The sequence below is a fragment of the Tundrisphaera macrotermitis genome (genome assembly GCF_051175315.1).
Classification (GTDB): domain Bacteria; phylum Planctomycetota; class Planctomycetia; order Isosphaerales; family Isosphaeraceae; genus Tundrisphaera.
Window position 1 is genome coordinate 6478075 of sequence record NZ_CP195100.1, and the last position, 25682, is coordinate 6503756.

Genomic DNA, 25682 nt, shown 5'->3' on the forward strand with positions numbered 1-25682 from the left:
GTGACGTCCGTTCAGTCAATCAAGCCTCGATTGCCATTGGTTGTCCGAAGAAATCAAAGGGGACATAGCGATATATCAAGTCTGATCGCCTGTCCTCCGAGTCGTATTCGGCCGCCGATGCGGTCACTGGTAGGGAGGCCATGCTGACCCGAGTTCGTCTGGCATTTCATGCTCGTTAGGGCTCGGTCTGGGAGTCGATGGCCGTGAAGGCACTCGTCGCCGGGCGGGTTGCCGGGTAAAATGCGAAGGATGAAGCCAAAGCGCCGGATCGACGAGAAATCCATCTCCGCATGAGCCCGCAAGCGATCGTCATCCACGAACGGCTCCACGGCTGGGCCCGGCAGTTGCGGCCCCGGCTGGCGGGGCATGCGATCGCCTGGGTCGAGTCGCGGTCGGCCGAGGACCTGGCCCGGGCGTTGCGCGGGGCGGCGGTGCCGATCGTGGTCGTGGACCTCGGCGACGCGCCGGCCCGTCGGCTGGATGACGTGGCCCTGGCCCGCCGCGAGGCGTCCGACGCGTTGATCCTGGCGCTGGACCCGCGCGATCGGCCGGGGGTCGCCGTCCAGGCCCGGGAGTTCGGGGCGACCCGGGTGGTCTCCGGCGTGGCCACGCCGCCCGAGGTGGCCTCGATCATCGCCCGCTGGCTCCCCCTGGCCGGCCGCCGGGCCCTGGCCTGCGGATGGTCCGAATCGATCGCCGAACCGACCCGGGGCGCGACGCGTGTCCCCTGATCCTGCCCGCCGGACGCCCGGTCCCCTGCCCGCCGCCTCCCCCTTCCCCGAGGATATCGCCCGATGTTCGGCATGAAGAGTTCCCGCCCGACCGAGTCCGACGTGCTCGCCGCCCTCAAGGGGGTCAAGGACCCGGACATCCAGCGCGACCTGGTCGACCTGGGGATGATCCGCGACATCAAGATCGGCGACGGGACGGTCGAGCTGACCGTCAACCTGACCACCCCCGCCTGCCCGCTCAAGGCCAAGATCGAGGCTGACGTCCGCGCCGCGCTGAACGCCCGGCTCGGCGAGGGGCTGACCTACACCGTCAAGATGACCGCCGACGTCCGGGGCAAGGGCGTCCGCGAGTCGGGCGACATCCCCGGCGTGAAGAACGTGATCGCCGTCGGCTCGGGCAAGGGGGGCGTGGGCAAGTCGACCGTCGCCGCGTCGATCGCCTACGGGCTCAAGGCCTATGGGGCGTCGGTCGGGCTGATGGACGCCGACGTCTACGGCCCGTCCGTGCCGCAACTGGTCGGCGCCGGGGGCCAGAGGCCGATGGCCCGGGGCGACCGCATCGAGCCGATCGAGGCCAACGGGCTGAAGCTGATGTCGATGGGCTTCTTGCTGGAGCCCGAGAAGGCGGTCATCATGCGGGGGCCGATGCTCCACGGCATCGTCCAGCAGTTCCTCCACCAGGTCGAGTGGGGCAACCTGGATTACCTGGTCATCGACCTGCCGCCGGGCACCGGCGACGTGCCGCTGACGCTGGCCCAGAGCCTGCCGCTGACCGGGGCGGTGGTGGTCTGCACCCCGCAGGAGGTGGCGCTGATCGACGCGGTCCGCGCCGTGTCGATGTTCCGCCAGCTCAAGGTGCCGCTGCTGGGGATGGTCGAGAACATGAGCTTCTTCGACATCAAGGCCTATCTCCGCGACCGGGGCACCAACCCCGCCGCGTCCGACGCCCTGTTCTCCGACCCGGGCGACGAGCGGGTCTACCTGTTCGGCCGGGGCGGCGCCCGCCGCAAGGCCGAGCAGATGGGCATCCCCTTCCTCGGCGAAGTGCCCCTGAACATCATCCTGCGGGAGACCGGCGACCAGGGGCGGATCCGCGAGGCCCTGGAACCCGGGTCGCCGTCCCGGCCCTACCTGCTCGGCGTCGTCGAGCAGCTGGCGGCCCAGATCAGCATCCAGAACATCAAGACGCCCAAGATGCCGAAGCTGGAAATCCTCAACTGAGGCCCGACGGAGATGGGGGGAGGAGGATCGACCTCCCCCCGTCGCCACCCGGCTTTACTTGGCTTCGTTCAGCTCGTCCAGGGCGAACGCCATGCAGGCGTGGATATCGTCCTGGTTGAGTTCGGGGTGGGTGCGGAGGATGTCCGCCCAGGTGTGCCCGTCGACGATCAGGGAGACGACGTGGCTCACGGTGATCCAGGTCCCCTTGACCACCGGGGAGATGTCCGAGACCTCGAAGTCGAAGACGAGGCGATTTTTCCAGGCCGGGGCCTCGCCCTCGGCCGGCTCGGGCACGTCGAAGGGCGGGAGGGTCCAGTCGCTGGCGTCGCCGTCGAAGAACGGGTCGAAGGCCACGACTTCGGGCGCGGGGTCGGATTCCAGGATCGGCTCGATGACCGGCTTCGGCCCCGACGGGCGGCGGGCCTGGAGGGCGTCGAGCGTCTCCAGGGCCTCCCGCATCGACCGCAGGGCCCGGTCGGCGGCCGAGGCGCGGCGGGCCGAACTCGGGGCCTTGTCCGGATTGCCCTCGGCAACCTCGTCCCGGGCGCCCTGGCGGTCCAGGGCCTTCTTCAGCTCGCGGGCGGATTCGATCACGCGGCCGGCGATCATCGTCTCGATCGGCCCGCGCGGGTTGAGCTTGCGGATCACGTCGTCGGCGAAGTCGTCCGGGAAGGTGGTCGCCACGGGGCGGATCGGCCCGCGGCCCGGCCGCTCGGGGCGACGATCCGGGTTCATCGAGCGGACGGACTTCTCGTTCCGGCCGCCAACCGCCATTTGCTTCTGATGTCCAAGGGCGGAGGATTTCATGATGGCTCTCCAAGATGTTGTTCGCGAGATGACGGGTCCGATCACCCTCGGCGACGAACGCTCAGGACTCTCGCCCAACAACATCGTGAATTCGAGCCACCTTAAACACACAATCTAGGAAATCCCCGCCGATTGTGCGGCTTAATTTTTCAAAATCATCCGCGACGCAGGGCCCGGCCGGGGGTCTTGCCGGTCGGCTCGCCGTTTTCGAGGGCGATCGTGCCGTTGACGACCACGTGATGGACGCCGACGGCGAGGGCCCGACCGTCCTGGTAGGTCGCCCGATCGGCGACGGTCTTCGGGTCGAACAGGGCGAGGTCGGCGGCGAAGCCGGGCCGGATCAGGCCGCGATCGGCGAGGCGGAACCGGCGGGCCGCGTGGCTCGACAGGTGGGTGACGGCCTCGGGCCAGGTGTAGTCGCCGAGTTCGCGGGTGTGATGCCCGAGGAATCGGGCGAACGATCCCCAGCCGCGAGGGTGGGGCGCCCCGCCGCGGAAGATCCCGTCCGACCCCGCCATGTGGGCCGGGTGGCGGAGGATGGCCCGGACGTCGTTCTCGTCCCGATCCCCCGATCGGCCGACCACGCCGACGGCGAAGTCCGAGGCCAGGAGGATGTCGCAGATGAAGTCCGCCACGATCAGGCCGGCCCGGTCGGCGGCCTTGGCGATCGTCATCCCCTCGGCCCAGCGCCAGTCCGGGGCGGCCACCATGGCCAGGGTGGTCTCGTGGAGCAGGAAAGGCGACAGGTGGCCGAGTTCCTTGTCGGCCAGCCGCTTGCGGATCGCCGGATCGGCCAGGCGGGCGAGGGTGGCGTCGGTCGTCCCTTCCTGGACCCAGGGCGGAAGCGTGACCATCCCCAGGATGGTGCTCCAGGCGGTGTAGGGGTAGGTGTCGTAGGTAAGGTCGTGGCCCGCCTTCAGCCCGCGTTCGAGCAGCGGGAGCAGGAGCTTGGCCGGGCCGTTGAAGTGGGAGATGTGCGCGGCGACCCCCGAGCGTTCGACGATGTCGAACACCTCGTCCATGCCGACCTTGGCGTTGGGGCCGTAGGCCCGCATGTGGGTGACGTAGACGCCGTCGTCGGGGACGATCGCCTCGCACAGGGCGGCGATCTCGCGGGCGTCGGCGTATCGGCTGGGGATGTAGTCCAGCCCGGTCGAGAGGCCGACCGCCCCGGTGTCCATCCCCTCCCGGACCATCCGGGCCATCGCCTTCAGCTCGTCGTCGGTGGCCGGGCGGGGGTCGTGCCCCATGACCTCGATCCGCACGTTTCCGTTGGGGATCAGGTAGGCGACGTTGACCGCCGTCCGGCGATCGAATCGGGCCAGGTACTCGTCGAGGTTGCGCCAGGTGTAGTCGATCGTGTCGGGATTGCCGTTGAAGCCGGCGGTGTACCGCCGCATGTAGTCGATCGTGGCGGGCGACCCGGGGGCGAACGAGCAGCCGTCCTGGCCGATGATGTAGGTGGTGACCCCCTGCCGGAGCGCGGGGAGGTGGACCGGGTCGTCCAGGATCATGGTGTCGCCGTGGACGTGGGCGTCGATGAACCCCGGCACGACGTAGAGGCCGGTCGCGTCGAGCACCTTGGCGGCATTCGAGCCGTCCAGGCGGGCGACCGCGGAGACCATCGTGTCGGTCACCCCGACGTCGGCCCGGAATGCCGGCCCGCCCGACCCATCGATCACCCACCCGCCCCTGACGATCAGGTCGAAATCCACGCGAGGTCCCCGGTTACTGGGTTCGTTTCGGTCGGTCGGCGACGATGATCTGGCGCTCGGACTCCTCCTCGGCGATCGCCTCGGCCTGGGCCTTGGTCTTCGCGTCGCGAGGCGCGTCGATCTGCTGCCAGAGATACCACATGGCGATCGTGCGATAGGGACGCCAGGGCTCGGCCAGCTCACGACATTCCTTCGGCGTGGGCATCGCCTCCAGGCCATAGAAATTCCGGAGCCCGACGCGGATCCCCAGGTCCCCGACGGACAGGATGTCGAGCCGGCCCAGCGCGAAGATCAGGAACATCTCGGCCGTCCAGGCCCCGATCCCCTTGACGGTGGTCAGGGCGGCGATGATCGCGTCGTCGTCCCAGGTGTGGACCTCGTCCAGCGGCACCGCCCCCTCCTCCACCGCCCGGGACAGGTTGAGGATGTAGCGGGCCTTGACCCCGGACAGGCCGGCGCTGCGCAGCCCCTCCTCGCCCAGGGCCAGCAGGGCGGCGGGCTCGTGCTTCTCCCCGGCGAGGTCCCGGACCCTCTTGTCGATCGAGGCGGCGGCCTTGGCCGAGATCTGCTGGCCGACGATGGCCCGGACCAGGGTGCCGAAGCGGTCGGGCCGGACCTCGAACGTGCAGGGGCCGACCACGTCGAGGATCGGCGCCCACCGGGGGTCGAGGGCCCGGAGGTGGGCCACCGCGGCCTCGCGCGGGTCGGCCGGCGTCTGGTTCTTCCTGCGCTTCGGGCGGGCCGGGGACATCGAGCCCCTCCGGGGGTCGGCGGATCAGCCCCGGGCCGCGATCGCGGCGGCCAGGGGTCGGATCACGCGAGGGATGACGTGCTGGCTCACGATCTCCTCGCCGATCGCCCTCTGGTGGCGGAACGAGTCGAGGAACGACTGGTCCGGGCCGTTGCCCCAGTACTGGCGGATCGTGAAGTAGACGCTGATCTGGTCGTCGCCGAACTCGCCGGTGCGGACCTGGAAGGCGTTGGTCCGGGTCTCGATCGACAGCCGGGCCTGGAGCCGGCAGCCCGGGTCCAGCGCCAGCGTGACCGACGGCTCGAAGTTGAGGACCCGCGCCCCCGGCACTTCCATCAGGCTCTCGAACGACGGCCCGAGGTTCAGCGCCTCGGCCACGACCTCGTCGTGCGGGCCTTCGAAGTTGAAGTCGTAGCCGAACATGACGTCCAGCGCCTCGCAGTCCAGCACGCTGATGGTCAGCAGGTGCGGGGCGAGTTCCAGGACCAATTCGTGCTGGGCGTAGGCATCTTCCATCGTCGCCGGGTCGACGTGGCCGGAGCACAGCCGCCGGGGCTCGATGGCCAGGCAGCGATACGAGTCCTGCTCCTTGTCCCCTTCCAGGACCAGCTCGCCCCCCTCGCGGGTGTAGAAGTTGCGGAGGTCGGGGAACCGCTTCTTCATCTGCTCGAAGAAGTGCAAGACGGTGTCGCGGCTGGTCGGCAACTCCATCTCGGTGTTGAGGTTGACGCTGAGCGTGAACTCGTCGGCATCGGAGCGGAAGGGATTCATCGCGATCATCCCGGCGGGGACGCCGGCTCGGAGTGGGGGACGAGGAGGATGGCCGCGAGCCGTCCGGGAAACGCGGAAGGCCCGGGCCGGATGCCCGGGGGCAACCCGACCCGAGCCCGGTTGGCGCTGGACTTCGGTCAGCTCTTGATGATCTGCTGGACGGTGCCGCCGGCCGGGATCATCGGCAGGACATGCTCCTGGTAGGGAACCAGGACGTCGAGCACGTAGGGGCCCTTGTGGGCGATCATCTCCTTGAGGGCGGGGATGACGTCCTCCTTGCGGCGGATCTGCCGGGCGGCGATGCCGAACCCCTTGGCCACGGCCACGAAGTCGGGGTACGTCGTCTCGTAGAGGTCGCCGGCCCCCTGGCCGATCGCCTCGGGGTGGTCGATCGGGCCGAGGTAGGTGTGGGCCCGGTTGCCGCCGTGGAAGCGGTCTTCCCACTGCACGACCATGCCGAGGTGCTGGTTGTTGAGCACGATCATCTTGACCGGCAGGTTCTCGCAATAGACCGTGGCGAGTTCCTGGATGTTCATCACGAACGACCCGTCGCCGTCGATGTCGACCACCAGGGCGTCGGGGAACGCGGCCTGGGCCCCCATCGCGGCGGGGAGGCCGAAGCCCATCGAGCCGAGTCCGCCCGAGGTGACCCAGGCGCGGGGGTGGACGAACTTGGTCCACTGGGCGGCGAACATCTGGTGCTGGCCGACCCCGGTGGTCATCAGGAATTCGCCGTTGGTGATCTTCGAGAACTGGTCGACGACGTACTGGGGCAGGATGCAGTCGTCGCGGTCGGCGTAGGCCATCGGGTCGCTCTCGCGCCACGCGTCGATCCGCTGGTACCAGTCGCGGTAGTCGCCGGGCTCGACGCGGGGGTTGAGCGCCTCCAAGGTCGTCTTGACGTCGGAGTTCACGGCGACGTGGGCCGCCTTGTTCTTGTTGATCTCCGAGGCGTCGATGTCGACGTGGACGATCCGGCCGTGCTTGGCGAATTCCTTGAGGTTGCCGGTCACGCGGTCATCGAACCGGACGCCGAGGGCGAGCAGGAGGTCGGCCTCGTTGATCGCCAGGTTCGAGTAGACCGTCCCGTGCATCCCGAGCATGCCCAGGCTCAGGTAGTGGTCGCTGGGGATGGCGCCCAGGCCTTGCAGGGTCGAGGCGACCGGGATGCCGGTCTTCTTGATGAACTCGCGGAGGGCTTCCGACGCACCGCCGCCCACGGTCCCGCCGCCGCAGTAGATGATCGGCCGCTTGGCCGCCTTGATCGCGGCCAGGATCTCGCGGATCTTGTCCTCGGAGGGGATCGGCGGGAGGCTGTAGCCGGGCAGGTCCATGGCGACGTCGTAGTCCGGGTTGGCCACGATCGTGTTCTGGATGTCCTTGGGCATGTCGATCAGGACCGGGCCGGGGCGGCCGGTGCTGGCGACGTGGAAGGCTTCCTTGACGACCCGGGCCACGTCGCGGGCGTCCTGCACCAGGTAATGATGCTTGGTGATCGCCCGGCAGACCTCGACCATCGGCGTTTCCTGGAACGCGTCGGTGCCGATGACCTTGGTGGGGACCTGGCCGGTGATGGCGATGATCGGCAGCGAGTCGAGCTTGGCGTCGGCCAGGCCGGTCACGAGGTTCAGCGCACCGGGGCCGGAGGTGGCCAGCACGACGCCGGGCTTGCCGGTGACGCGGGCGTAGCCCTCGGCCGCGAAGATCCCGCCCTGCTCGTGGCGGGGCAGGATGGTGCGGATCCGGTCGCGATAGTAGGTGAGCGCCTGGTGCATCGGCATGCTCGCCCCGCCCGGGTAGGCGAAGACCACATCGACGCCGTGCCGGGCCAGGGACTCGACCAGCACGCTGGCCCCGGTGATGGGACGGGTTTGAATCTCGGTCGAGCGGTCGTCGATGGTGGCCACGGCAGGGAGCACTCCAGAGACCCGATGAGGAGACGGGGTTTCGCGGTGGCGAAGGTAACCCCTATGATAGTCGACCCCGACTCATCGAACAACCGGGCACCGACCATCGGGGCCCGGCCCGGGCCATACCCGAACCTTTCCAGGGCCCACGACCATGCCAGAGGATCCGACCCCGGGACGGGTTCGCGAGGCGCAGGCCCCCGGGGGCCCCGTGGCCCTGGTCACGGGGGCCTCGGCGGGGCTCGGGCGGGCCCTGGCCGGCCTGCTGGTGCGGGAGCGGGGGATGACCGTCCTGGCCACCGCCCGCCGCCGCGATCGCCTGGAAGCGCTCCGCGACGAGCTGCCGCCCGGCTCGGTCGAGATCCTCGACGGCGACCTCGCCGACCCCGCGTTCCGCGAGCGGCTCTGGTCCTGGGCCGAATCCCGGTCGCCCCGGGGCGTCGACCTCCTGGTCAACAACGCCGGGGTGGGCCATTACGACGACTTCGCCGACCAGGACCCCGCCCAGATCCGCCAGATCGTCGAGCTGAACCTGATGGCCTTGATGGACCTGACCCAGCGGGCCATCCGGTCGATGCGGCCCCGGGGGTCGGGGCAGATCCTCCAGATCTCGTCGACCCTCGGGTTCGTCGGCCTGCCCTACTCGGCCGCGTACGTCGCCAGCAAGCACGCCGTGAACGGGCTGGTCAAGAGCCTGCGGTACGAACTGGCCGGGACCGGGGTCCGGGTCTGGGCGGCCTGCCCGGGTCAGACCGAGAGCGAGTTCCGCCGGGTCGCGCTGGCCGGGCACCGGCCGCCCCCCGACGCCTGGGGGGGCGAGCCGACCGACAAGGTGGCCCGGGGCATCCTCCGGGGGCTCGATCGGCGGGGCGCCTTCCACATCCCGACGATGATCCCCCGGGCGATCGTCGCGTCCGCGAGCTGGCTGCCGGGCCCCTTCGACTGGATCATGCGGAACTGGGCCCCGCGCCGCTTCGGCCGGGAGATCGGCCGGCGGCTCGACTGAACGAGGGCCGGGGTCAGTCGCCGATCGTTTCCTTGATCGAGCGGACGAAGTGCATCCCCTTCCCCTTGGACTTCAGCTCGGCGGCCCGGGCCTCGGCCGCCGGCTTCTCCGAGTAGTGGAAGGTCGCGACGGTGCGGCCCCCGACGTCGCAGACGGCCCAGACGACCCGGGTGCGGGTGGTGGCATCGACCTTGGGCTTGCGGTCCGAGGGCTCGCTCCGGGCGCGGCGAGGTTCGGGCTGGTTGATTCCCAGGGCCTCGGCGGCCGCGTAGGCGTCGCGGAGGTCGTGGCGGTTCAGGGGACGTCCCATCGGATCGGAGCCTCGCGCGAGAGATGGAGATCGGGACGGCGGGCCCCCCGGATCGGCCCCGGGTCCGCCCTCCCCCCCATTCTAGAATTTCGCGGCGGCCGGGGAAGGCCGGTTCCCCGGGCGATCAGGCGGGCGGCCCGCCCGGGCGGCGGAACAGGGTCGAGGTACCCGTCGGGACGAACCCGAGCCCTTGATACAGGCCCAGGGCGGGCAGGTTCGTGGCGTCGGTCTGGACGGCGACGATCTCCCCCCACCGGCCGCGGTGATGGCGGAGGATCTCGGCGACCAGGTGGCGCCCATATCCCTTGCGGCGGAGGTCGGCCGGGACCTCCACGCCGAACAGGCCAACGCGGCTCCGGCCGTCGGGGCGGCCGAATGCGGCCATATCCCAGGTCGACGCCCGGGCCATCTCCCGATTGTCGAGCCGAGACAGCAGGCGAAAACGGGTGATCTCGACCGGCCCGATCCCCAACGCCTCCCACCACCCGGAGGGCATGGCCTCTTCCTCGACGTCGACCCGGGCCTGGCGCCGGAACAGGACGGCCTTGGGGTCGCGGACCTCGGCCCCGGCCAGGTCGGCCTCGAACCGGGCCGTGGTGGCCACCGCCTCGTAGCCGGCCGCGGCCGCCGCGCCGCGGAACGCGGCGTCGACGTCCAGGATGCCCGAGAACTCGCTCCCGCCGTAGACGCCCCGATAGAATGGATCCAGGGGGTGCTGGGCCCCGGCGTAGAAGACCTGGGCCCCGGCGTTCCGGAGATAATCCTCGCCGGCCCGGAACAGGGCGGAGGCCAGCTCGCCCCCCTGCCCGGCGTCGACCACGAGCATGGCGATGGTCCCGAGCTGGAAGTCCAGGCCATGGCCGGGGCCTTCGGGCGAGATGGGGCCGAACCCGGCGTGGACGAAGCCGACGATCCGGCCCCCCTGGCCCTCGGCGACGATCAGCCCTTCGCGGCGGAAATCGAGCCGGCCGATGATCAGGGTGTCGAATTCGTGGGGCGTCAACGGGCGGACGACCCCGCGCCCCGGCAGGGACCGGTTCCACAGCTCGGCCAGGGCGGGCGGATCACCGTTGCGGAACGTCCGGAAGCGATTCACCGGGCCTTCGGGAGTTGAAGTAGGGGGGGATGCGGTCGGGTCGCGAATCATGGCGACGATCACGAAGGCGGACGGCCCATCGGCTCAGGCCACCGCCACCAGGACGTCCTGTCCCTGGACGACCACCTCGAAGACGGACTGCTTGATCCGGGACGAGACCGGCGTGCAGCCGGTGCGGACGTCGAACTGCCATCCATGCCACGGGCAGGTCACCAGCGTCCCACGGAGCGGGCCGTCGGCGAGCGGCCCCCCCTGGTGGGCGCAGATCCCGTCGATCGCGGAGATCACGCCATCGACGTTGAACAGCGCGTAGATGTGGCCCTCGTGCTCCACTTCCAGCGAGCCGCCGGGGGGGAGGTCCGCCAAGGATGCCAATCGGACGAAACCCGCCATGCCCGGCCGCTCCTGCCATCGCGATCCAAATCGGTCTCGGGCCAGTCTACGCAGGCGACCGGGCGCCCACAAGACGTCGGTGGCCGCTCGCCCTCGCTCGCCGACGGTTCATAATATCCGGAGGCGGTGCCGGACGATCCGAGGCCGGCCCCGGTTTATCGCGATCGGCGGGAGGCGACCTGGTGGACGGCGGAATCTATGACCTTCTCGTCGTCGGCGGGGGCCTGGGGGGCCTGGCGACCGCCGCCCTGGCCCAGAGGCGCGGCCTCCGGGTCGCCCTGCTCGAATCCCACACTCGCCTGGGCGGCTGCGCCGGATGGTTCCCCCGCGAGCCCTACACCTTCGACGCCGGAGCCACGGCATTGATGGGGCTGCGGCCGGGCGAGCCCCTCGCCGAATTGTTCCGGGACGTCGGTATGGAGTTCTCCGCCGAGGAGACGCCGAGCTACCGCGTCCACCTGCCCGACCGGACCTTCGACATCACCCCGGACCCGGACGAGTTCGGGCGCAACCTGGCCACGACCTTCCCGGGCCGGGAGGCGGCGCATGCCCGGTTCTGGAGGCTCCAGGAGGCCGTGGGCCGCCGCCTGTTCGATGCGGCATCTCGCGTCCCCCGGCTCCCCGCCCGGTCGCCGTCCGACCTGGCCCACGACCTCCGGATCCTCGGGCTCGGGGGCCTGGCGGCGGCGGCCACCTGGACCCTGACGGTCGGGGACGTCCTCCGCCTGCTCGGGCTCGCGGACGACGTCCCGTTCCGATCGCTGGTCGCCATGCTCCTCCAGGACACCGCGCAGGCCGGGCCGGAAACCGTCCCCTTCGCCAACGGGGCGGCCTGCCTGCACGCCTATCGGGCCGGGATGAGCCGCCCTCGGGGCGGGATGAAGGCGCTGGCCGAGGGCCTGGGCCAGCGCTTCGCGGCGCTCGGGGGGGACCTCCGGACGGCCACCGTGGTCGATCGCGTCGTCCCGCGCGACGGGGGCGGGTTCGCGGTCGAGACCCGCCGCCGCCACCGGCTCGAAGCCCGGCAGGTGGCCTTCAACCTCCCGCTGGACCTCGCCTCCAACTTGCTGGGCCGCCCGCTCTCCGGCCGGCTCAAATCCGGCGAGTCGCGCTCCCGGGCCACATGGAGCGCGGTCACGGCGTACGTGGCGATCGAAAGGCGGGCGGTGCCCGACGACGCCCCGCTGTTCCACCAGGTCCTCCGCCGCTACGACGCGCCGATCCACGACGGCAACAATATCCTGATCTCCCTCTCGCCGCCGGGCGACGAGGCTTACGGGCCGGCCGCCGTCCGGGTCGCCTCGATGTCCACCCACACGGCGCCGGCCGAGTGGAAGGGCCTGCCCGCCGCGGACCACGCCGCGAAGAAGGACGAGTTCGGCGGCCGATTCGCCGAGGCCCTGGCGCGGGCCTTGCCCGGGGCGGACGACGCCCTGGCCCACGTCGAGATCGCCACCCCCCGCAGCTTCGCCCGCTACACCCGCCGGGCCCTGGGCGCGGTGGGCGGGGCGCCCACCTCGCGGTGGAACAGCAACTTCTTCGCGGTCCCGGCCGATATCTTGGGGCGGGACCTCTGGGTCGTCGGCGATTCGGTCTTCCCGGGCCAGGGGACGATGGCCGTCGTCCTCTCCGCCATCCGGGTGGTCGAGCGGATCACCGGCCGGCCCTGGGCCGACCGGGATCGACTTCCGGCGATCCCGGCCTGAGCCGGCCCCGGGAACTCGGACTGGCGTCGGACCGAGGGACGGATCCAATCCCGCGCAAATGGCTTGAGACGGATCGATCGAGCAAGGAGGCTCGCGATGCGGTTGGTCATCGATGGTCGCGGTCTGCGGTCGGGGCGGACGGGCCCGGGCCGCTACCTGGAAGTGCTCCTCCGCGAGTGGGCGGGCTCCGGGCCTCCCCTGGCGGAGACCATCGTCATCCTGGCCGACCGCTCGGGCCTCGACCTCTTCCCCGAGACGGAAGCGATCCGGGCCGAGGTCGTGGGCGAGGGCTGGCCCGGGCCGATCTGGGAACGGTTCGCGCTGGGACGGGCACTGCGGGACGGGGACCTCCTGTTCGCCCCGACCGGGCTGATCCCCGCGTCCTGGCGCGGGCCGAGCATCCTGTTGGCCTTCGATACGCTGATGGAGGTGCAGCCCGATTCGGTCCCGGCGCATGTCCGTTGGCTGTTCCGGGGCCGGCGTCGCCGGGACTCGCTCCGGGCGGCCCGGGTGCTGACGCCGTCGCAGGCCAACTGGCGCGACGTGGCCAAATTCCACGGGGTGCCCGCCGATCGGCTCCGCGTGGTCCACCCCGCCGTCGACGCGTCGTTCCGCCCCCAGGGGCCGAGGTCCGCCGAGGTCCTGGCGGCCCGGTCGCGGCTCGGGCTCGGATCCGACCCGTTCTTCCTGTGCGTGGGCCGGCCGGCGCGACACCGGAACATCCCGGCGATCCTCGACGCCTTCGCGATCCACCGCGCGTCCCATCCCGGCCACCGACTCGTCTTCGCCGGCCCCGGCCATCGCCGGGCCGCGTCCGACGGGATCATCAACGCCGGCCACGTCGATGACGCGACCCTGCGGGGCCTGATGGCCGACGCCGTGGCGTTGCTCCGCCCTTCCGAGTACGAGGGATTCGGCCTGCCGGTGGCGGAGGCCCTGGCCTGCGGCTGCCCGGCGATCACGCTTCGGCGCGGCGGGCTGGCCGAGGCGGGCGGCGATGCCGCCTGGTTTCTCGACGAGGCCGACCCCCGGGACATGGCCGGGGCGATGCACGTCCTGGCGACCGACGTGGCGGCGCGGGCCGCCCGGATGAGCCGGGGCTTCAGCCACGCCGCCCGGTTCCGCCCGGCCCGGTTCGCCGATCAGGTCCGGGCCGAGATCCGCGACGTGGCCGGCCTCCACGCCCCGGCCCTCCGCGGCCCGATCTCAGGCCGGGCCGCCGGCCGAAGGGCCGAAGCCCGACGCCGGGCCCGTTGAAGCGACCGGCCGGGCGCGAAGGTTCGGGACGGGCGCGGCGTGGGCCCGATCGACCCGGACCCTCCGGGTCCTCCTGCGGTCCTGGATCAGCCCGAGGTAGCGTTCCAGGTGTTCGGATTCCGACCAGATCCCCCGCCGGGCCGCATATCCCGCCGATCCCAGGCGACGGCGGAGCCCATCATCCCCGGCCAGCCGGGCCAGGCTGGCGACCAGGCCGTCCTCGTCGCGGAACACCAGCCCCCCGCCGCTGACGGCGACCATCTCGGGCAGGGCGCCCAGCTCGCGGACGACGACCGGGGTCCGTTCGGCGAACGCTTCCAGGGCGACGTTGCCGAAGGTCTCGTAGACCAGGGACGGCACCGCCACCGCCCGGGCCCCCCGGAACAACGCGGCGACGCGGGGGCCTTCGAGACGGCCCTCGAAATGGACGTTGGCCATGCCCTCGGCCCGCGACCTCAGTTCGGCTTCGAACGGCCCGACGCCGGCGATCCGGAGGTCGAGGTGGGGCAGGCGCCGCATCGCCTCGATCACGTCCTGGAATCCCCGGATCCGCTCCAGCCGGCCGGATGCCGCGACATACGGCCGGCCCGGCATGGTCGTGGCCGCGGGGGCCACGGCCCCATCGGGATGGTCGTCGGGCAGGAAGGGGGGCAGGTGCGTCATCGGCACGGCGATCCCGCGCCGGGTGTGCTCCAGGATCGACGACCGGCTGGGCGCGATCAGGGCATCGAGCCGGGCCAGCGAGCGACCGAGCAACGGCGTCTTCCGCCACAACTGCGGCGGCAACTTGGCCTGGACGCAGCAGCGGACGCATTCCCGCGCCACGCAGACGCCCCGACCGTGCTTCCACAGGGCATGCGTCGGGCAGACCAGCCAGTGTTCGTGGGCCGTCATCAACTTGACCGCCCCCGGCGCGGGCATCGCCAGCAGCCCGGGCCCGCCGATCAGCGACAGGTTGTGGAAGTGGACCACATCCGGGCGGATCGACGCGAGGATCGATCGGATCGCCCGCGCCTTGAAGCCCGGCCGCCCCGTCTGGTGGGTCGCCAGCGGCGACAACGGCCCGAGCGGGCTCGACAGCGTGTGGACCGTCACCCCGCTCGGCACCGCATACGGCCGGGCCGTCCGCTCCTTCCGGGCCACCCTGAAGGCATCCCGGCAATGGATGACGTGGACCTCGTGCCCATGCCGCGCCAGGGCCCGGGACAGCCGATCCACGAAGGACGCACACCCCCCGAGCGCATGCGGCCCGAAGAAAGACGTGAGCATGGCGAATTTCATCGTGCCAACTCCTTGGCCGAGGCCAGAATTTCGCCTTCATGAGCGGTCGATGAGAAGGCCAACGGCCCGAGGATCAATTTTGGAAGATCGGATCCGTTTTGAAACATTCTCCCGCCCCGAAGAAACAACCCGGCATCTCGCCAGAGAGCCAACGGACGAGGAACTCGACCAGACGCATGGAATACTTCTCTGACATATAAAAGCCGTGGTCATAGAAGATCAAAGGCCATTCGTCGGGCAGGCCCTCGGTCAGCCAGAATGCATAACCACCATTCGTTGTCCCCCCCAGGGAAAGCAGGCTCCCAGGTCCGGGAAACGTCGAGAAAGGGCATTCCTCAGGGGAGCTGTCTCTGAACTCTTCGTAGATTTCGGCGGGGGAATCCTCGCCCAGCATTGAACCGGGGTCCGAGAGCCAGAACAGGTCGTTGAAATAGCCCACTCCATAGCTGGTCATGATCAGCTTGTAATCCCGAGGCAGTATTGTCCCGAGGTCGGACTCGATCCGGTTCCAACGCTCCCAGCCCACCCTGCCAATCAGCAACTCGGGCGGCGGGGCGATCCGGATCAGGTCGCCCACAGTGATATTCTCACTTGCTGGCATCAAAACCCTCCAGCACCATTTGTCCCTCAGGCCGTCCTCCGACGCGACCGGGCCGGGCTTGGGTCCAGTTCCTCGAAGCAGTCGAGCAGCGAGCGGGCGGCGGAGGTCCAGGTGAATTGCTTCGAGCGGGCGAGGGCCAGGCGGGCCAGGCGGTCGCGTTCCTCGGGGTGGTCGAGCAGGGACCGGATCGCGTCGGCCATCGCCGCCACGTCGGTCGGGTCGAAGAAGACGCCGGCCTCGCCCACGACCTCGGGCAAAGAGCCGGCGGTGCTCGACAGGACGGGCGTGCCGCAGGCCATCGCCTCGACGGGCGGGAGGCCGAAGCCTTCCATCAGCGAGGGCATCGACAGGGCGTAGGCCCGACGGTAGATGTGGGCGAGGTCGGCGTCCGGGACGAAGCCGGTGAACAGGACGCGATCCCCCAGGGCGAACCGTTCGACCGCTTCTCTCAACGCCGGGACATGCGTATGGAAGACGTCGGCGAAGTCGCCCACCAGGATCAACCGGACGTCGGCCGGTGCGGATCGGGCGAACGCCTCGATCCAGCGGGCCAGGTTCTTGTGCGGGCTCAGGCCGCCGACGTAGAGCAGGTAGCGGGAGCCGGGGGCGATCCCGTACTTTCGCAGAACCTCGTCCGACGCCGGCCCCTCGTCGGCCGGCCCGAAGGCGGCGTCGGGCCCCTCGCTGACCACGCGGACGCGGTCCTCGGGCAGCCGGAACCAGGCGACGAGGTCGCGGCGGGCGGCCTGGGAGACCGTGACGATCCGGTCGGCCCACAGGGCGGCGGCGCGTTCCTTGGCCCGCCAGGCGAGCCGGCCCTTGCCGCCGGGGAAGACCCATTCGGGGTGGGCCAGCGCCAGGGTATCGTGCATGGTCACGACCACCCGGCCGGCGTTCCAGACCGGGAAGAAGCTATAAGTGGCCGGGAAGTAGATCAGATCGAGCCCGGCCCGGGACACGGCGCGGCCCATCGCCAGCATGTCGCGGACCCGCCTCCGGCCGTCCGCCGACGCGGCGCGGCTGGGGGCCTCGGCCACCTCCACGGCCACGGCCTCCATGCCGGCGGGGACGCGGACCGAGTCGAACGACGGGCGGTCGACGAACACGGCGAACTCGTGGGGCGATCCCGACGCGGCCAGCGCCTCGACCATCTGCCGGGCGAACCGGCCGAAGCCCCGGCGATTGGCCAGGCAGGCGCCATCGATGCCGATCCTCATGCGTCGACTCCCCTCCCCCGGAATGGGCATCGCGGCCGGTGCGTCGATGGGCGGCTCAACGCCGGTGCTCCCGGATCGCCCGCCGCCGCGCCTGGGCCGGCAACTGGGCGAGCAGGGGCTTGAGCACGATCTCGTCGCCGGTCCGGTCGGACTGGTAGATCGCCTGGACCATCTCGGTGGCGCGGCAGCCGTCCCAGCCCGACCCCGCCGGGCGGGGCGAGTTGCTCGACCCGGCGGCGAAGGCGTTCAGCTCCTGGACGATCGACCGCTCGCAGCCGAAACGGATCCGGTGGACCCGCTCGGCGGCGCGTTGCTTGAGGTAGTGATGGCGGACCCGGGTGCCGTCGGCGAGCCGCCCGGACAGGCGCCAGGGGGCGGTCTCGACCCGGAGTTCCCCCTCGCTGCCCCGGACGTCGATCGTGAGGTGGCCCGACCGGAGCCTCCAGCTCGACCGCAGCTCGGCGATCCCGTCGTCGTGGTTGCGGAACAGGCCGAAGCCGTCGGACTCGCAGCCCGGCGGGAGCTTCTGGTCCTGGCGGACGAACCCCTTGGCCAGGACGATCTCCCCCAGGAACCGGCGGATCAGGTCGCAGGCGTGGAGGCCGTTGTCCATCAGGGTGCCGCCCCCGGCCAGGCCGAACTCGGTGTACCAGCCCTGGAGGAACCCGGGCGAGGCGAAGTGGCCGATCTCGGCGCGGACGCTCTCCACCCGGCCGATCGCCCCGGAGGCGGCCATCGCCAGGGCGTCGGCCACGGGCGGGTCGAAGCGGTGGTTGAAGCCGGTCGCCAGGCGGAGCCGCGACTCGTCGGCCAGCAGGGCCAGCTCGCGGGCATCCTCGGCGCGGATGGCCAGGGGCTTCTCGCACAGGACGTGCTTGCCCGCCTCCAGGGCCAGCCGGACGGCCTCGGCGTGGTCGGAATGCGGGGTGGCGATCACCACGGCATCGACGCCGCCCGACTCCAGGCCGACCGACAGGTCGGGCACGGCGACCACCCCGTGCCGGGCCGCGAGCCGCTCGGCCGAGGCCGGGTCGCGGTCGGTCACGGCGACCAGGCGGAGCCGGCCCACCAGGCGGGCCGCGGCCGCCCTCCGAGAGCCGAAGAATCCCGTCCCGACGACCAGGAGCCCCATCGTCTTGCCGCTGGCGTCCATGCCCTCACCTCTCATCCCGGGATGTTGATACATACAGGTCTCGCGGCGGTTTTCGGGATCGCCGCGACGCGGCCGTTCGCGTCACCGGCGGGCGGGCTCGGCGGGGCGTGGGATGGCGACGTGGGGGGCGGGCAGGGCCGACCCGGCACGCCCGGATGCGATGATCTCGGGGAGCCGGTCCCAGTGCCTGAGGATGGCGTGGTTCGAATGCGGCACGCAGCGGCGGCGGACCACGGCGACCGGGTCGCCCACCACGACGATCGAGCCCGGGTCGGCCAGCCCGAGCCCGGCCTCGTGGGCGTATCGGAGGTGGCCGATCCGCATCGGGTCGAACCCCATCACGGCCGACGCCACCGCGTCCACGGCCACGGCATCCGTCCCGGCGATGATCGTCCCCAACCGGATCGGCGTCCCGTGGCGCGGGCCCTCGCGGTGCATCGCCGCGAACCCATCGACCACGCTGATGTGGGGCATGGCCGCGCCCGCCAGGGCCGCCAGGTTGCGGGCCAGCGTCTCGGCCGTCCGGAGCAGCGCGATTTCCCGCCTCGCAAACCGCCGCCAGGCGTCGTCGCGGGCCTTGCCGGTGCAGGCCGCCTTGAGCCGGCGGGCCCGGCCCAGGACCCGGGCCAGGACGCCGGCCGCCGGTCCGTCCCCGTCGAGGAATTCGGCCGCCGGCCGCTTCCACCCCGGGGGGCCGTCGGCGCCGGACTCCCCGCGCATCATGGCCCGGTCATCGGGATGGATGCCGGAGAGCATATTCATCAGGCCGAGGGACAGGCTCGCCGTGCCGTGCGTCGCGGCCGGGGCGACCGAGACCCGGCAGGGCGCAGCGGCGATCGTCCGCGAGACGCGGGCCCGGAGCGGCTGGCCGTCGACCGAACGGAGTTCGACGGCGTCCCAGGCGGTCTCCTGGCGGTCCAGGTCGAGGAAGGCCACCGGGCGGCCGATCGCCTCCTTGCGGAACCCGAACCGATCGAAGCCCGCCGACGCGTCTTCGCCCCCCTCGGCCACGATCACGCGTTCCCCGCCGGCGGCCAGGACCGCGTCGAGCGTGGCCGAGAGGGCGTCGGCGTGGGTCGAGCCGAGCTGGCGCCTGGGGCCGGGCAGGCTCGGCTTGATGAGGACGTCGGCCGCGACCGCGGCGCGGAGGTCGTCGGCGATCAGGTGCAGTGCCTGGGCGACCGCGCCGCGTCGGTTCTCGGACCGGACGACGGCGACCGTGGCGGATCGGCTCATCGGGTCGGGCTCCTGTGGCGGGTCGCGACGGGATGGGGGGCCGGCGCGGCGGCCGACTCCGGTGCGTCCAGGCGTCGGGCCGCGGCGGCCACGGCCACCCGGCCGGCGCGGCGGGGGGCCAGGTGCCAGAGCCCCAGGGCGATCGCCACCGAGGCCCCGCAGCAGCAGTAGTAGACCAGATGGAGCGGCACCGAGGCCATCGCGAAGGCCAGCCCGCGGGTCCGGAGCAGGAAGCCGTAGAGCGACCGATTCGCGGCCACCACGAAGGCCACGGCGATCAGCGCAACCAGCAGGGACCAGGGCGACGCCACGGCCGCCGGCATGGCCAGCAGCCCGAGCCCGGTGGCCACCACGCAGGCCCGCTGGGCCGGGTCGACGTTGAGGTCGGTCTCGACGACCCGTTGCCGCTTCATCAGCAGCATCCAGGGGACGCCGCGCTGGAAGATGTCGGTCCGCACCACGCCGGGCAGGGTCCAGCGCTTGAGGTGGGTCGCCTGGACGTCGCGGGCCAGCAGGATCGAATGCCCGGCCCGGGTGACCCGGTAGCCCAGCTCGATGTCCTCGATCGCCGGGCGGCGGTAGCGCTCGGGGTCGAACCCGCCCACGGCCTCGAAAACGTCGCGGCGGATCATGCCGCAGCCGGTCCAGAACGTCCGCGCCGGTCGGGCGTCGTCGACGAAGGTCCCGGCCTGGTGGACGTGGTGGTGCAGCAGGTTGCGGAACCGGCTGACCACGCCCGGGGCGGCCGGGGCGGCGTCGTAGGAGCCGAACAGGGCGCCCAGGGCGGGGTTGGCCTCGAACCGGGCCATGCCCCGCGCGATCGTGGATCGGTGGATCTCGACGTCGGCATCGAGGAAGAAGACGATGTCGGCCTCGGCGGCCAGCGCCCCGATGTTGCGGGCGGCGGCCGGGCCCATCTTGGTCGGGTTGCGGAAGACGCGGGCGCCCCACGCCTCGGCCTTCTCGGCCGAGCCGTCGGTGGATCCGTCGTCGACGACCACGACCTCGTAATCGGTCCAGGTTGAGGCGCGAAGCCCCCGGAGGCAGCGCTCGAAGTCGCGACCCCCGTTGTTCACGGGAATCACCACCGAGAGCGCGGGCCTCCGGGGCCTCGGGCTCGCCGGACCGGCGGGGATATCATCCATGAAAGTCCTCGCCCGTCAAAATGGGGACACGTGCCGGAATGCGTCCCCATCCTTGGGGTCGCCCGTGCACGCGCCTCGACCTCGCGTCGGGCGGGTGGGACCGGGATGTCTCGTCGTGTGGTGCGTTGCGGTGGGTCGCCGTCCCGTCGAGCTTGGTCGCGACGTGCGGCGGGACTTTATCCCGGACGCCCGGGGGTGTCAATCGAGATCGGGGCGAATCGGCGACACCCGTTCATTTGGCGGCCCGCAGGGCCTCGCCGGCCGCCCGGATCGTGTGATCGATGTCGGCCTCGGTATGAGCTGATGAGATGAACGCGGCTTCGAACTGGCTGCAGGGCAGATACACCCCCCGGGCCAGCATCTCCCAGAAGAACCGGCCGAAGAGGGCGGTGTCGCTCCGTTTGGCGTCGTCGTAGTCCCAGACCGGTCCGGGGTGGAAGAACAGGGTGAGCATGCTGCCGACCCTCTGGACCACGTGCGGCACGCCGGCATCGGTCGCGGCCCGTTCGAGCCCCTCGGCCAGTCGCGCGGACAGGGCTTCGAGCCGCTCGTAGGGCGGATCTTCGCGGAGGAGCCGCAGGGTCGTCAGCCCGGCGGCCACGGCCAGCGGGTTGCCGGAGAGCGTGCCCGCCTGGTAGATCGGCCCGGCCGGGGAGACCTGGTCCATGACCTTGGCCGAGGCCCCATAGGCGGCGGCCGGCAGCCCGCCGCCGATGATCTTGCCCAGCGCGGTCAGGTCGGGGGTGATGCCGAACCTTTCCTGGGCGCCGCCGAAGGCGAGCCGGAAGCCGGTCATCACCTCGTCGAACATCAGGATGGCGCCATCCTTCTCGGTCATCTCCCGGAGCCGTTCCAGGTAGCCGGGCCGGGGCGGGACCAGCCCCATGTTGCCGGCCACCGGCTCCAGCAGGACCGCCGCCACCTGCCCGGGATACTTGCGGAAGACCTCGGCCACGGCGTCGGCGTCGTTGAACGGGCAGATCACCGTGTCGGCGGCCGCCCCTTCGGTCACGCCCGGGCTATTGGGCGTGCCCAGCGTGGTCGCCGCCGACCCCGCCTGCACCAGCAGGGCGTCGATGTGGCCGTGGTAGTGCCCGGCCATCTTCACGACCTTGGCCCGGCCGGTCACCCCGCGGGCCACCCGCACCGCCGACATCGCCGCCTCGGTGCCCGACGACACGAACCGGACCTTCTCGATCGACGGCACGGCGCGGGCCACCTCCTCGGCGATCTCGGCCTCGCGGACGGTGGGCGCCCCGAAGCTGGTCCCCTTGTCCATCGCCTGGACGACCGCCGCCCGCACCTGCTTCTGGGCGTGGCCGAGGATCATCGGCCCCCACGAGCCGATGTAGTCGATGTATTGGTTACCGTCGATATCGTGGAGGTACGCCCCCTCGGCGCGGTCCATGAACGGCGGCTCGCCGCCCACCGCCCCGAAGGCGCGTGCCGGGCTATTGACGCCGCCCGGGATCACCCGATTGGCGCGGGCGAACGCCTCGCGGCTGCGGTCGAGCTTGTAGGTCGGCACGGACGTCCTGGGCATGTCGGGCATGGCTGAGATTCCCGGGGATCGGCGGCGTTCAGCCTTGCTGGAGCCACCGCGCCGCGTCGAGGGCGTGGTAGGTGAGGATCATGTCGATGCCGGCGCGTTTGAAGCCGGTCAGGGTTTCCAGGACGATGCGGCGTTCGTCGATCCAGCCGTTGGCGGCGGCGGCCTTGACCATCGCGTACTCGCCCGAGACGTTGTAGGCGGCCAGGGGGACGTTGAACCGGTCCTTGATCCGGCGGGCGACGTCGAGGTAGGCCAGCGCCGGCTTGACCATGACCATGTCGGCCCCTTCGGCGAGGTCGATGGCCACCTCGCGGAGGGCTTCCTCGCCGTTGGCGGCGTCCATCTGGTAGGTGCGGCGGTCGCCGAAGGCGGGCGTGCTCTCGGCGGCCTCGCGGAACGGGCCGTAGTAGGCGCTGGCGAACTTGGCGGCGTAGGACAGGATCGGGACGTTCGAGAACCCGGCGCCGTCGAGCCCGGCGCGGATCGCGCCGACCATGCCGTCCATCATCCCGGACGGGGCCACGATGTCGGCCCCGGCGCGGGCGTGGCTGGCCGCCTGCTCGCCCAGGAGCGGCAGGGTGGCGTCGTTGTCGACGTCGAGCCGGCCGCCGGGGCCGGCCTTCATCGGGCCGCAATGGCCGTGGTCGGTGTACTCGCAGAAGCAGACGTCGGTGATGACCAGCAGGTCCGGGGCCTGGCGCTTGATCAGGCGGGTCGCCTCCTGGACCAGCCCGGCGTCGTCCGAGGCGCCCGAGCCGGTGGCGTCCTTGTGGGCCGGGATGCCGAACAGGAGGACGCCCGGGATCTTGAGCTCGACCACCTCGGCAACCACCTCGCCGATCCGGTCCAGCGAGAGCTGGAACTGGCCGGGCATCGACGCGATCTCGCGCCGGAGGTCGGTGCCGTGGTAGATGAACAGCGGGTAGATCAGGTCGTGGACCGTCAGGCGATTCTCCCGGACCAGGTCGCGGAGGCCGGCGTGGGACCGGAGCCTCCGGGGACGCTGGATCGGGAAGCGGGCGGATTCGAACGGCATGGTGCGGGTCTCGGTGCGGGCGGACTCGGAGATCAGCGGGCCTCGACCTCGACGCGGCTGCGGTCGCGGCGCTGGATCGCGGCGGCCACGAAGTCGCGGAACAGCGGGTGGGCCTGGGTCGGCTTCGACTTGAATTCGGGGTGGAACTGGACCGCCAGGAACCAGGGGTGGTCGGGCAATTCGATGATCTCGACCAGCGACCCGTCCGGGCTCACGCCGGTGGCGACCATGCCGTTCTCCTCGAACTGCTTGCGGTACTTGTTGTTGAACTCGTAGCGGTGCCGGTGGCGTTCGTGGATCGTGTCGGCCTCGTAGGCGGCGTGGGCATGGGTGTCGGGCGCCAGGTCGCAGGGCCAGGCCCCCAGCCGCATCGTGCCGCCCCGCTCGCGGACGGCGACCTGCCCTTCCATCAGCGCGATCACCGGGTTCTGGGTCGAGTTGCTGAACTCGGTGCTGTTGGCGTCCTCCAGGCCGAGGACGCTCCGGGCGAACTCGATGGCGGCGCACTGCATCCCCAGGCAGATCCCGAAGAAGGGGATGCCCTTGGTCCGGGCGAAGCGGATGGCTTCGATTTTCCCCTCGATGCCCCGCATCCCGAAGCCGCCCGGGACCAGCAGGCCATCGACCCCGGAGAGGGCGGCGGCCACCCCCTCGCGGCCGATCTCCTCGGCCTCGACGCGGCGGACCACGACGCGGGCCCGGTTGGCGATCCCGGCGTGGTCCAGCGACTCGTACACCGACTTGTAGGCGTCGCGGTGCTTCATGTATTTGCCGACCACGGCGATCGTCACCTCGGTGTCCGGGTGGATCACGCGGTCGACCATGTCGCGCCAGTCGGAGATGTCCAGAGGGGCGGCCTTGAGGCCCAGGCGCTTGACGATCAGGTCATCGAGCCCGTTGGACACCAGGCTCAAGGGGACCTCGTAGATGCTGAACTCGCGGTCGCGCTCCTCGATGACCGCCTGGCTCTGGATGTTGCAGAACTGGGCGATTTTGGCGCGCTCGTCGGCGGGGATCGGGTGCTCGGTCCGACAAATCAGGATGTCGGGCTGGATGCCGATCTGGCGCAGGGCCCCGACCGAGTGCTGGGTTGGCTTCGTCTTGATCTCGGCGGCGGCCTTGAGGTAGGGCACCAGCGTGAGGTGGATGTAGAGGCAGTTCTCGCGCCCCACGTCCAGGGCGAACTGGCGAATCGCCTCCAGGAAGGGCAGCCCCTCGATGTCGCCGACGGTGCCGCCGATCTCGGTGATCACCACGTCGACGTCGTCGGTCGCCAGCTTATTGACGGCCGCCTTGATCTCGTCGGTCACGTGGGGGATGACCTGGACGGTCTTGCCCTCGTAGTGCTTGCCTTCGCGTTCCTTCTGGATGACCGACAGGTAGATCTTGCCGGTCGTGTAGTTGCAGTCGCGGGTCAGGGGGACGTTGGTGAACCGCTCGTAGTGGCCGAGGTCGAGGTCGGTCTCGCCGCCGTCGTCGAGCACATAGACTTCGCCGTGCTGGTAGGGGCTCATCGTGCCCGGGTCGACGTTGATGTACGGGTCGAACTTCTGGAGCCGGACCCGGAGGCCGCGATGCTCCAGGAGCATCCCGATCGACGCACACGTCAAGCCCTTGCCCAACGAACTGACCACGCCGCCGGTGACGAAGATATGCTTGGCCATCAGAATCCCCGCGAACCTACCAACCGTCCATGCGACCGCCCCAACGACGTAGTATAACGCGCGAGGCCGGCGGCGACGAACGGAAGGTGGGATCGGGCGGGCCGGCGGGCCGGCTCACACGAACTCGTAGCGGGCGACGACGGCGGTGACGTTGTCCGGCCCGCCGTTGGCCAGGGCCAGCTCGATCAGGCGATCCACGGCGTCGCCGGGGGGCGGGTTCGAGGCGAGGACGCCGGCGATCTTCTCGTCGGAGACCGGCTCGGTGAGGCCGTCCGAGCAGATCAGCAGGGTGTCGCCGTCCATGAGGCGGACCTTGTGGATCTCCGCGTGGACGCCCGGGTTCGGGCCGCCGATCACGTTGGTGACGACGTTCCGCCGCTTGTGGGTCTTGGCGTCCTCGCGCGACAGGACGCCGCCGGTGACCAGGAGCTGGACCAGGGTGTGGTCGCTGGTGATCTGCTCCAGGTGGCCGTCGCGGAACAGGTAGGCCCGCGAGTCCCCGGCGTGGACGATGAACAGGTCGGTCCCGACGGAGAAGGCCATCGTCAGCGTCGTGCCCATGCCGGCGAGCTTGACGTCCCCCTCGGCCTGGCGGACCACGGCGCGGTCGGCGGATTCGAGGCCGTGCCGCAGCTCGGCCTTCAGCACGCTCTCGTCCGAGCCGCCGAGGTGGAGGAACCACTTGAGCGTGTTGAGCGTGAACTGCTCGACGCTCTCCAGCGCCAGGGCGCTGGCCCGCTCGCCGGCCGCGGCGCCCCCCATGCCGTCGGCGACCACCAGCAGGTAGCCGTCCTCGTCGGAGAACTTCATCTCCCCGGCGTGCTGCAGGCTGGAGTGGCAGATCTGCATCGACTTGGCCAGGCGGGCGACCAGGTAGTGGTCCTCGTTGTTGCTCCGGACCTTGCCCGCGTGCGTGCCGGCCCCGGTGACCACCCGGATCCCGGTGCCCCCGGGGCGGAACGGGTCGATCGATTCCAGGGTGTCCGGCCCTTCGGATTCGCAGTCGGCTTGGGTAGACATCGGGACGGCCCCATGCAGGTCGGACCGCCCCGACGAATTTCGGGGCGTGATAAGATCAGTTTATCACCCCGCCCAGCCGGTGTCGCGAGAGAAGCGGAAGGCGGGG

At 71.0% G+C, this 25682-nt stretch carries 23 protein-coding genes; 5 read left to right on the plus strand and 18 right to left on the minus strand.

The window, feature by feature from the left end:
- Positions 1 to 290: 290 nt before the first annotated feature.
- Both TA3x_RS26130 and TA3x_RS26135 read left to right on the plus strand, forming a co-directional pair.
- Entirely contained in the window at positions 291 to 731 is a 441-nt protein-coding gene (locus TA3x_RS26130; protein WP_435017608.1) for a hypothetical protein, read from the plus strand.
- Positions 732 to 794: 63 nt separating this feature from the next.
- On the plus strand, positions 795 to 1952 hold the full coding sequence (locus TA3x_RS26135; protein WP_435017609.1) for an Mrp/NBP35 family ATP-binding protein: 1158 nt from the start codon (positions 795 to 797) through the stop codon (positions 1950 to 1952).
- Between the two features lie 54 nt (positions 1953 to 2006).
- Here TA3x_RS26135 and TA3x_RS26140 read toward each other — a convergent pair whose 3' ends face one another.
- The 5 genes from TA3x_RS26140 to ilvB all read right to left on the minus strand — a co-directional run bounded on the left by TA3x_RS26140 (position 2007) and on the right by ilvB (position 7903).
- Positions 2007 to 2687, minus strand: a complete 681-nt coding sequence (locus TA3x_RS26140; RefSeq protein WP_435017610.1) for a DUF433 domain-containing protein — start codon at positions 2685 to 2687, stop codon at positions 2007 to 2009.
- Between the two features lie 227 nt (positions 2688 to 2914).
- Complete coding sequence (locus tag TA3x_RS26145) at positions 2915 to 4474, minus strand: N-acyl-D-amino-acid deacylase family protein (protein ID WP_435017611.1); 1560 nt, start codon at positions 4472 to 4474, stop codon at positions 2915 to 2917.
- A gap of 13 nt (positions 4475 to 4487) precedes the next feature.
- Positions 4488 to 5225 carry a DNA-3-methyladenine glycosylase family protein gene (locus TA3x_RS26150; RefSeq protein WP_435017612.1) on the minus strand — a complete coding sequence of 246 codons (738 nt, stop codon included), beginning with the start codon at positions 5223 to 5225 and terminating at the stop codon, positions 4488 to 4490.
- A 24-nt stretch (positions 5226 to 5249) separates the two neighbouring features.
- On the minus strand, positions 5250 to 5996 hold the full coding sequence (locus TA3x_RS26155) for a hypothetical protein (RefSeq protein WP_435017613.1): 747 nt from the start codon (positions 5994 to 5996) through the stop codon (positions 5250 to 5252).
- Positions 5997 to 6133: 137 nt separating this feature from the next.
- The gene (gene ilvB / locus TA3x_RS26160) at positions 6134 to 7903 is read right to left on the minus strand and encodes a biosynthetic-type acetolactate synthase large subunit (RefSeq protein WP_435017614.1); all 1770 of its coding nucleotides are present in this window, start codon (positions 7901 to 7903) and stop codon (positions 6134 to 6136) included.
- 154 nt (positions 7904 to 8057) lie between these two features.
- Here ilvB and TA3x_RS26165 point away from each other — a divergent pair, with 154 nt between their 5' ends.
- Positions 8058 to 8909 (plus strand): SDR family NAD(P)-dependent oxidoreductase, encoded by an 852-nt coding sequence (locus TA3x_RS26165; protein ID WP_435017615.1) that lies wholly within the window; start codon positions 8058 to 8060, stop codon positions 8907 to 8909.
- A gap of 13 nt (positions 8910 to 8922) precedes the next feature.
- Here TA3x_RS26165 and TA3x_RS26170 read toward each other — a convergent pair whose 3' ends face one another.
- From TA3x_RS26170 to TA3x_RS26180, 3 genes are all read right to left on the minus strand, one after another.
- Complete coding sequence (locus TA3x_RS26170) at positions 8923 to 9219, minus strand: hypothetical protein (RefSeq protein WP_435017616.1); 297 nt, start codon at positions 9217 to 9219, stop codon at positions 8923 to 8925.
- A 124-nt stretch (positions 9220 to 9343) separates the two neighbouring features.
- Positions 9344 to 10315: a GNAT family N-acetyltransferase gene (locus TA3x_RS26175; RefSeq protein WP_435017617.1), complete on the minus strand. Its 972-nt coding sequence runs from the start codon at positions 10313 to 10315 to the stop codon at positions 9344 to 9346.
- Between the two features lie 84 nt (positions 10316 to 10399).
- Complete coding sequence (locus tag TA3x_RS26180; RefSeq protein WP_435017618.1) at positions 10400 to 10708, minus strand: Rieske (2Fe-2S) protein; 309 nt, start codon at positions 10706 to 10708, stop codon at positions 10400 to 10402.
- A gap of 182 nt (positions 10709 to 10890) precedes the next feature.
- Here TA3x_RS26180 and TA3x_RS26185 point away from each other — a divergent pair, with 182 nt between their 5' ends.
- Together TA3x_RS26185 and TA3x_RS26190 are read left to right on the plus strand one after the other, a co-directional pair.
- On the plus strand, positions 10891 to 12414 hold the full coding sequence (locus TA3x_RS26185) for a phytoene desaturase family protein (RefSeq protein ID WP_435017619.1): 1524 nt from the start codon (positions 10891 to 10893) through the stop codon (positions 12412 to 12414).
- A 96-nt stretch (positions 12415 to 12510) separates the two neighbouring features.
- Positions 12511 to 13671: a glycosyltransferase family 4 protein gene (locus TA3x_RS26190; protein WP_435017620.1), complete on the plus strand. Its 1161-nt coding sequence runs from the start codon at positions 12511 to 12513 to the stop codon at positions 13669 to 13671.
- On the opposite strand, the gene TA3x_RS26195 is transcribed toward TA3x_RS26190, so the two are convergent.
- The 10 genes from TA3x_RS26195 to TA3x_RS26240 form a co-directional block, all read right to left on the minus strand.
- Positions 13621 to 14952: a glycosyltransferase family 4 protein gene (locus tag TA3x_RS26195; protein ID WP_435017621.1), complete on the minus strand. Its 1332-nt coding sequence runs from the start codon at positions 14950 to 14952 to the stop codon at positions 13621 to 13623. The genes TA3x_RS26190 and TA3x_RS26195 overlap by 51 nt on opposite strands.
- Before the next feature lie 73 nt (positions 14953 to 15025).
- Positions 15026 to 15553 carry an SMI1/KNR4 family protein gene (locus TA3x_RS26200; RefSeq protein WP_435017622.1) on the minus strand — a complete coding sequence of 176 codons (528 nt, stop codon included), beginning with the start codon at positions 15551 to 15553 and terminating at the stop codon, positions 15026 to 15028.
- Positions 15554 to 15579: 26 nt separating this feature from the next.
- A complete protein-coding gene (locus tag TA3x_RS26205) occupies positions 15580 to 16770 on the minus strand; it encodes a glycosyltransferase family 4 protein (protein WP_435017623.1) in 1191 nt (396 codons plus the stop codon).
- 55 nt (positions 16771 to 16825) lie between these two features.
- Complete coding sequence (locus TA3x_RS26210) at positions 16826 to 17923, minus strand: Gfo/Idh/MocA family protein (protein ID WP_435017624.1); 1098 nt, start codon at positions 17921 to 17923, stop codon at positions 16826 to 16828.
- A gap of 81 nt (positions 17924 to 18004) precedes the next feature.
- A complete protein-coding gene (locus TA3x_RS26215) occupies positions 18005 to 19159 on the minus strand; it encodes a DUF362 domain-containing protein (RefSeq protein WP_435017625.1) in 1155 nt (384 codons plus the stop codon).
- Positions 19156 to 20304 (minus strand): glycosyltransferase family 2 protein, encoded by a 1149-nt coding sequence (locus tag TA3x_RS26220; protein WP_435017626.1) that lies wholly within the window; start codon positions 20302 to 20304, stop codon positions 19156 to 19158. Before TA3x_RS26220 ends, TA3x_RS26215 begins: the two co-directional genes overlap by 4 nt.
- Before the next feature lie 232 nt (positions 20305 to 20536).
- Positions 20537 to 21856 (minus strand): glutamate-1-semialdehyde 2,1-aminomutase, encoded by a 1320-nt coding sequence (hemL, locus tag TA3x_RS26225; protein WP_435017627.1) that lies wholly within the window; start codon positions 21854 to 21856, stop codon positions 20537 to 20539.
- Between the two features lie 28 nt (positions 21857 to 21884).
- Positions 21885 to 22892, minus strand: coding sequence for a porphobilinogen synthase (hemB, locus tag TA3x_RS26230; protein ID WP_435017628.1), 1008 nt, complete (start codon positions 22890 to 22892; stop codon positions 21885 to 21887).
- A 32-nt stretch (positions 22893 to 22924) separates the two neighbouring features.
- Positions 22925 to 24556: a CTP synthase gene (locus tag TA3x_RS26235; protein ID WP_435017629.1), complete on the minus strand. Its 1632-nt coding sequence runs from the start codon at positions 24554 to 24556 to the stop codon at positions 22925 to 22927.
- A gap of 114 nt (positions 24557 to 24670) precedes the next feature.
- Complete coding sequence (locus TA3x_RS26240) at positions 24671 to 25576, minus strand: PP2C family protein-serine/threonine phosphatase (protein WP_435017630.1); 906 nt, start codon at positions 25574 to 25576, stop codon at positions 24671 to 24673.
- Positions 25577 to 25682 lie beyond the last annotated feature (106 nt).

Coding starts and splice junctions, on each gene's coding strand:
- TA3x_RS26130 (WP_435017608.1), top strand. CDS start 291: ATGAGCCCGCAAGCGATCGTCATCCACGAACGGCTCCACGGCTGGGCC.
- TA3x_RS26135 (WP_435017609.1), top strand. CDS start 795: ATGTTCGGCATGAAGAGTTCCCGCCCGACCGAGTCCGACGTGCTCGCC.
- TA3x_RS26140 (WP_435017610.1), bottom strand. CDS start 2,687: ATGAACCCGGATCGTCGCCCCGAGCGGCCGGGCCGCGGGCCGATCCGC.
- TA3x_RS26150 (WP_435017612.1), bottom strand. CDS start 5,225: ATGTCCCCGGCCCGCCCGAAGCGCAGGAAGAACCAGACGCCGGCCGAC.
- TA3x_RS26155 (WP_435017613.1), bottom strand. CDS start 5,996: ATGAATCCCTTCCGCTCCGATGCCGACGAGTTCACGCTCAGCGTCAAC.
- TA3x_RS26165 (WP_435017615.1), top strand. CDS start 8,058: ATGCCAGAGGATCCGACCCCGGGACGGGTTCGCGAGGCGCAGGCCCCC.
- TA3x_RS26170 (WP_435017616.1), bottom strand. CDS start 9,219: ATGGGACGTCCCCTGAACCGCCACGACCTCCGCGACGCCTACGCGGCC.
- TA3x_RS26180 (WP_435017618.1), bottom strand. CDS start 10,708: ATGGCGGGTTTCGTCCGATTGGCATCCTTGGCGGACCTCCCCCCCGGC.
- TA3x_RS26190 (WP_435017620.1), top strand. CDS start 12,511: ATGCGGTTGGTCATCGATGGTCGCGGTCTGCGGTCGGGGCGGACGGGC.
- TA3x_RS26195 (WP_435017621.1), bottom strand. CDS start 14,952: ATGAAATTCGCCATGCTCACGTCTTTCTTCGGGCCGCATGCGCTCGGG.
- TA3x_RS26200 (WP_435017622.1), bottom strand. CDS start 15,553: ATGCCAGCAAGTGAGAATATCACTGTGGGCGACCTGATCCGGATCGCC.
- TA3x_RS26205 (WP_435017623.1), bottom strand. CDS start 16,770: ATGAGGATCGGCATCGATGGCGCCTGCCTGGCCAATCGCCGGGGCTTC.
- TA3x_RS26210 (WP_435017624.1), bottom strand. CDS start 17,923: ATGGACGCCAGCGGCAAGACGATGGGGCTCCTGGTCGTCGGGACGGGA.
- TA3x_RS26215 (WP_435017625.1), bottom strand. CDS start 19,159: ATGAGCCGATCCGCCACGGTCGCCGTCGTCCGGTCCGAGAACCGACGC.
- TA3x_RS26220 (WP_435017626.1), bottom strand. CDS start 20,304: ATGGATGATATCCCCGCCGGTCCGGCGAGCCCGAGGCCCCGGAGGCCC.
- hemL (WP_435017627.1), bottom strand. CDS start 21,856: ATGCCCGACATGCCCAGGACGTCCGTGCCGACCTACAAGCTCGACCGC.
- hemB (WP_435017628.1), bottom strand. CDS start 22,892: ATGCCGTTCGAATCCGCCCGCTTCCCGATCCAGCGTCCCCGGAGGCTC.
- TA3x_RS26235 (WP_435017629.1), bottom strand. CDS start 24,556: ATGGCCAAGCATATCTTCGTCACCGGCGGCGTGGTCAGTTCGTTGGGC.
- TA3x_RS26240 (WP_435017630.1), bottom strand. CDS start 25,576: ATGTCTACCCAAGCCGACTGCGAATCCGAAGGGCCGGACACCCTGGAA.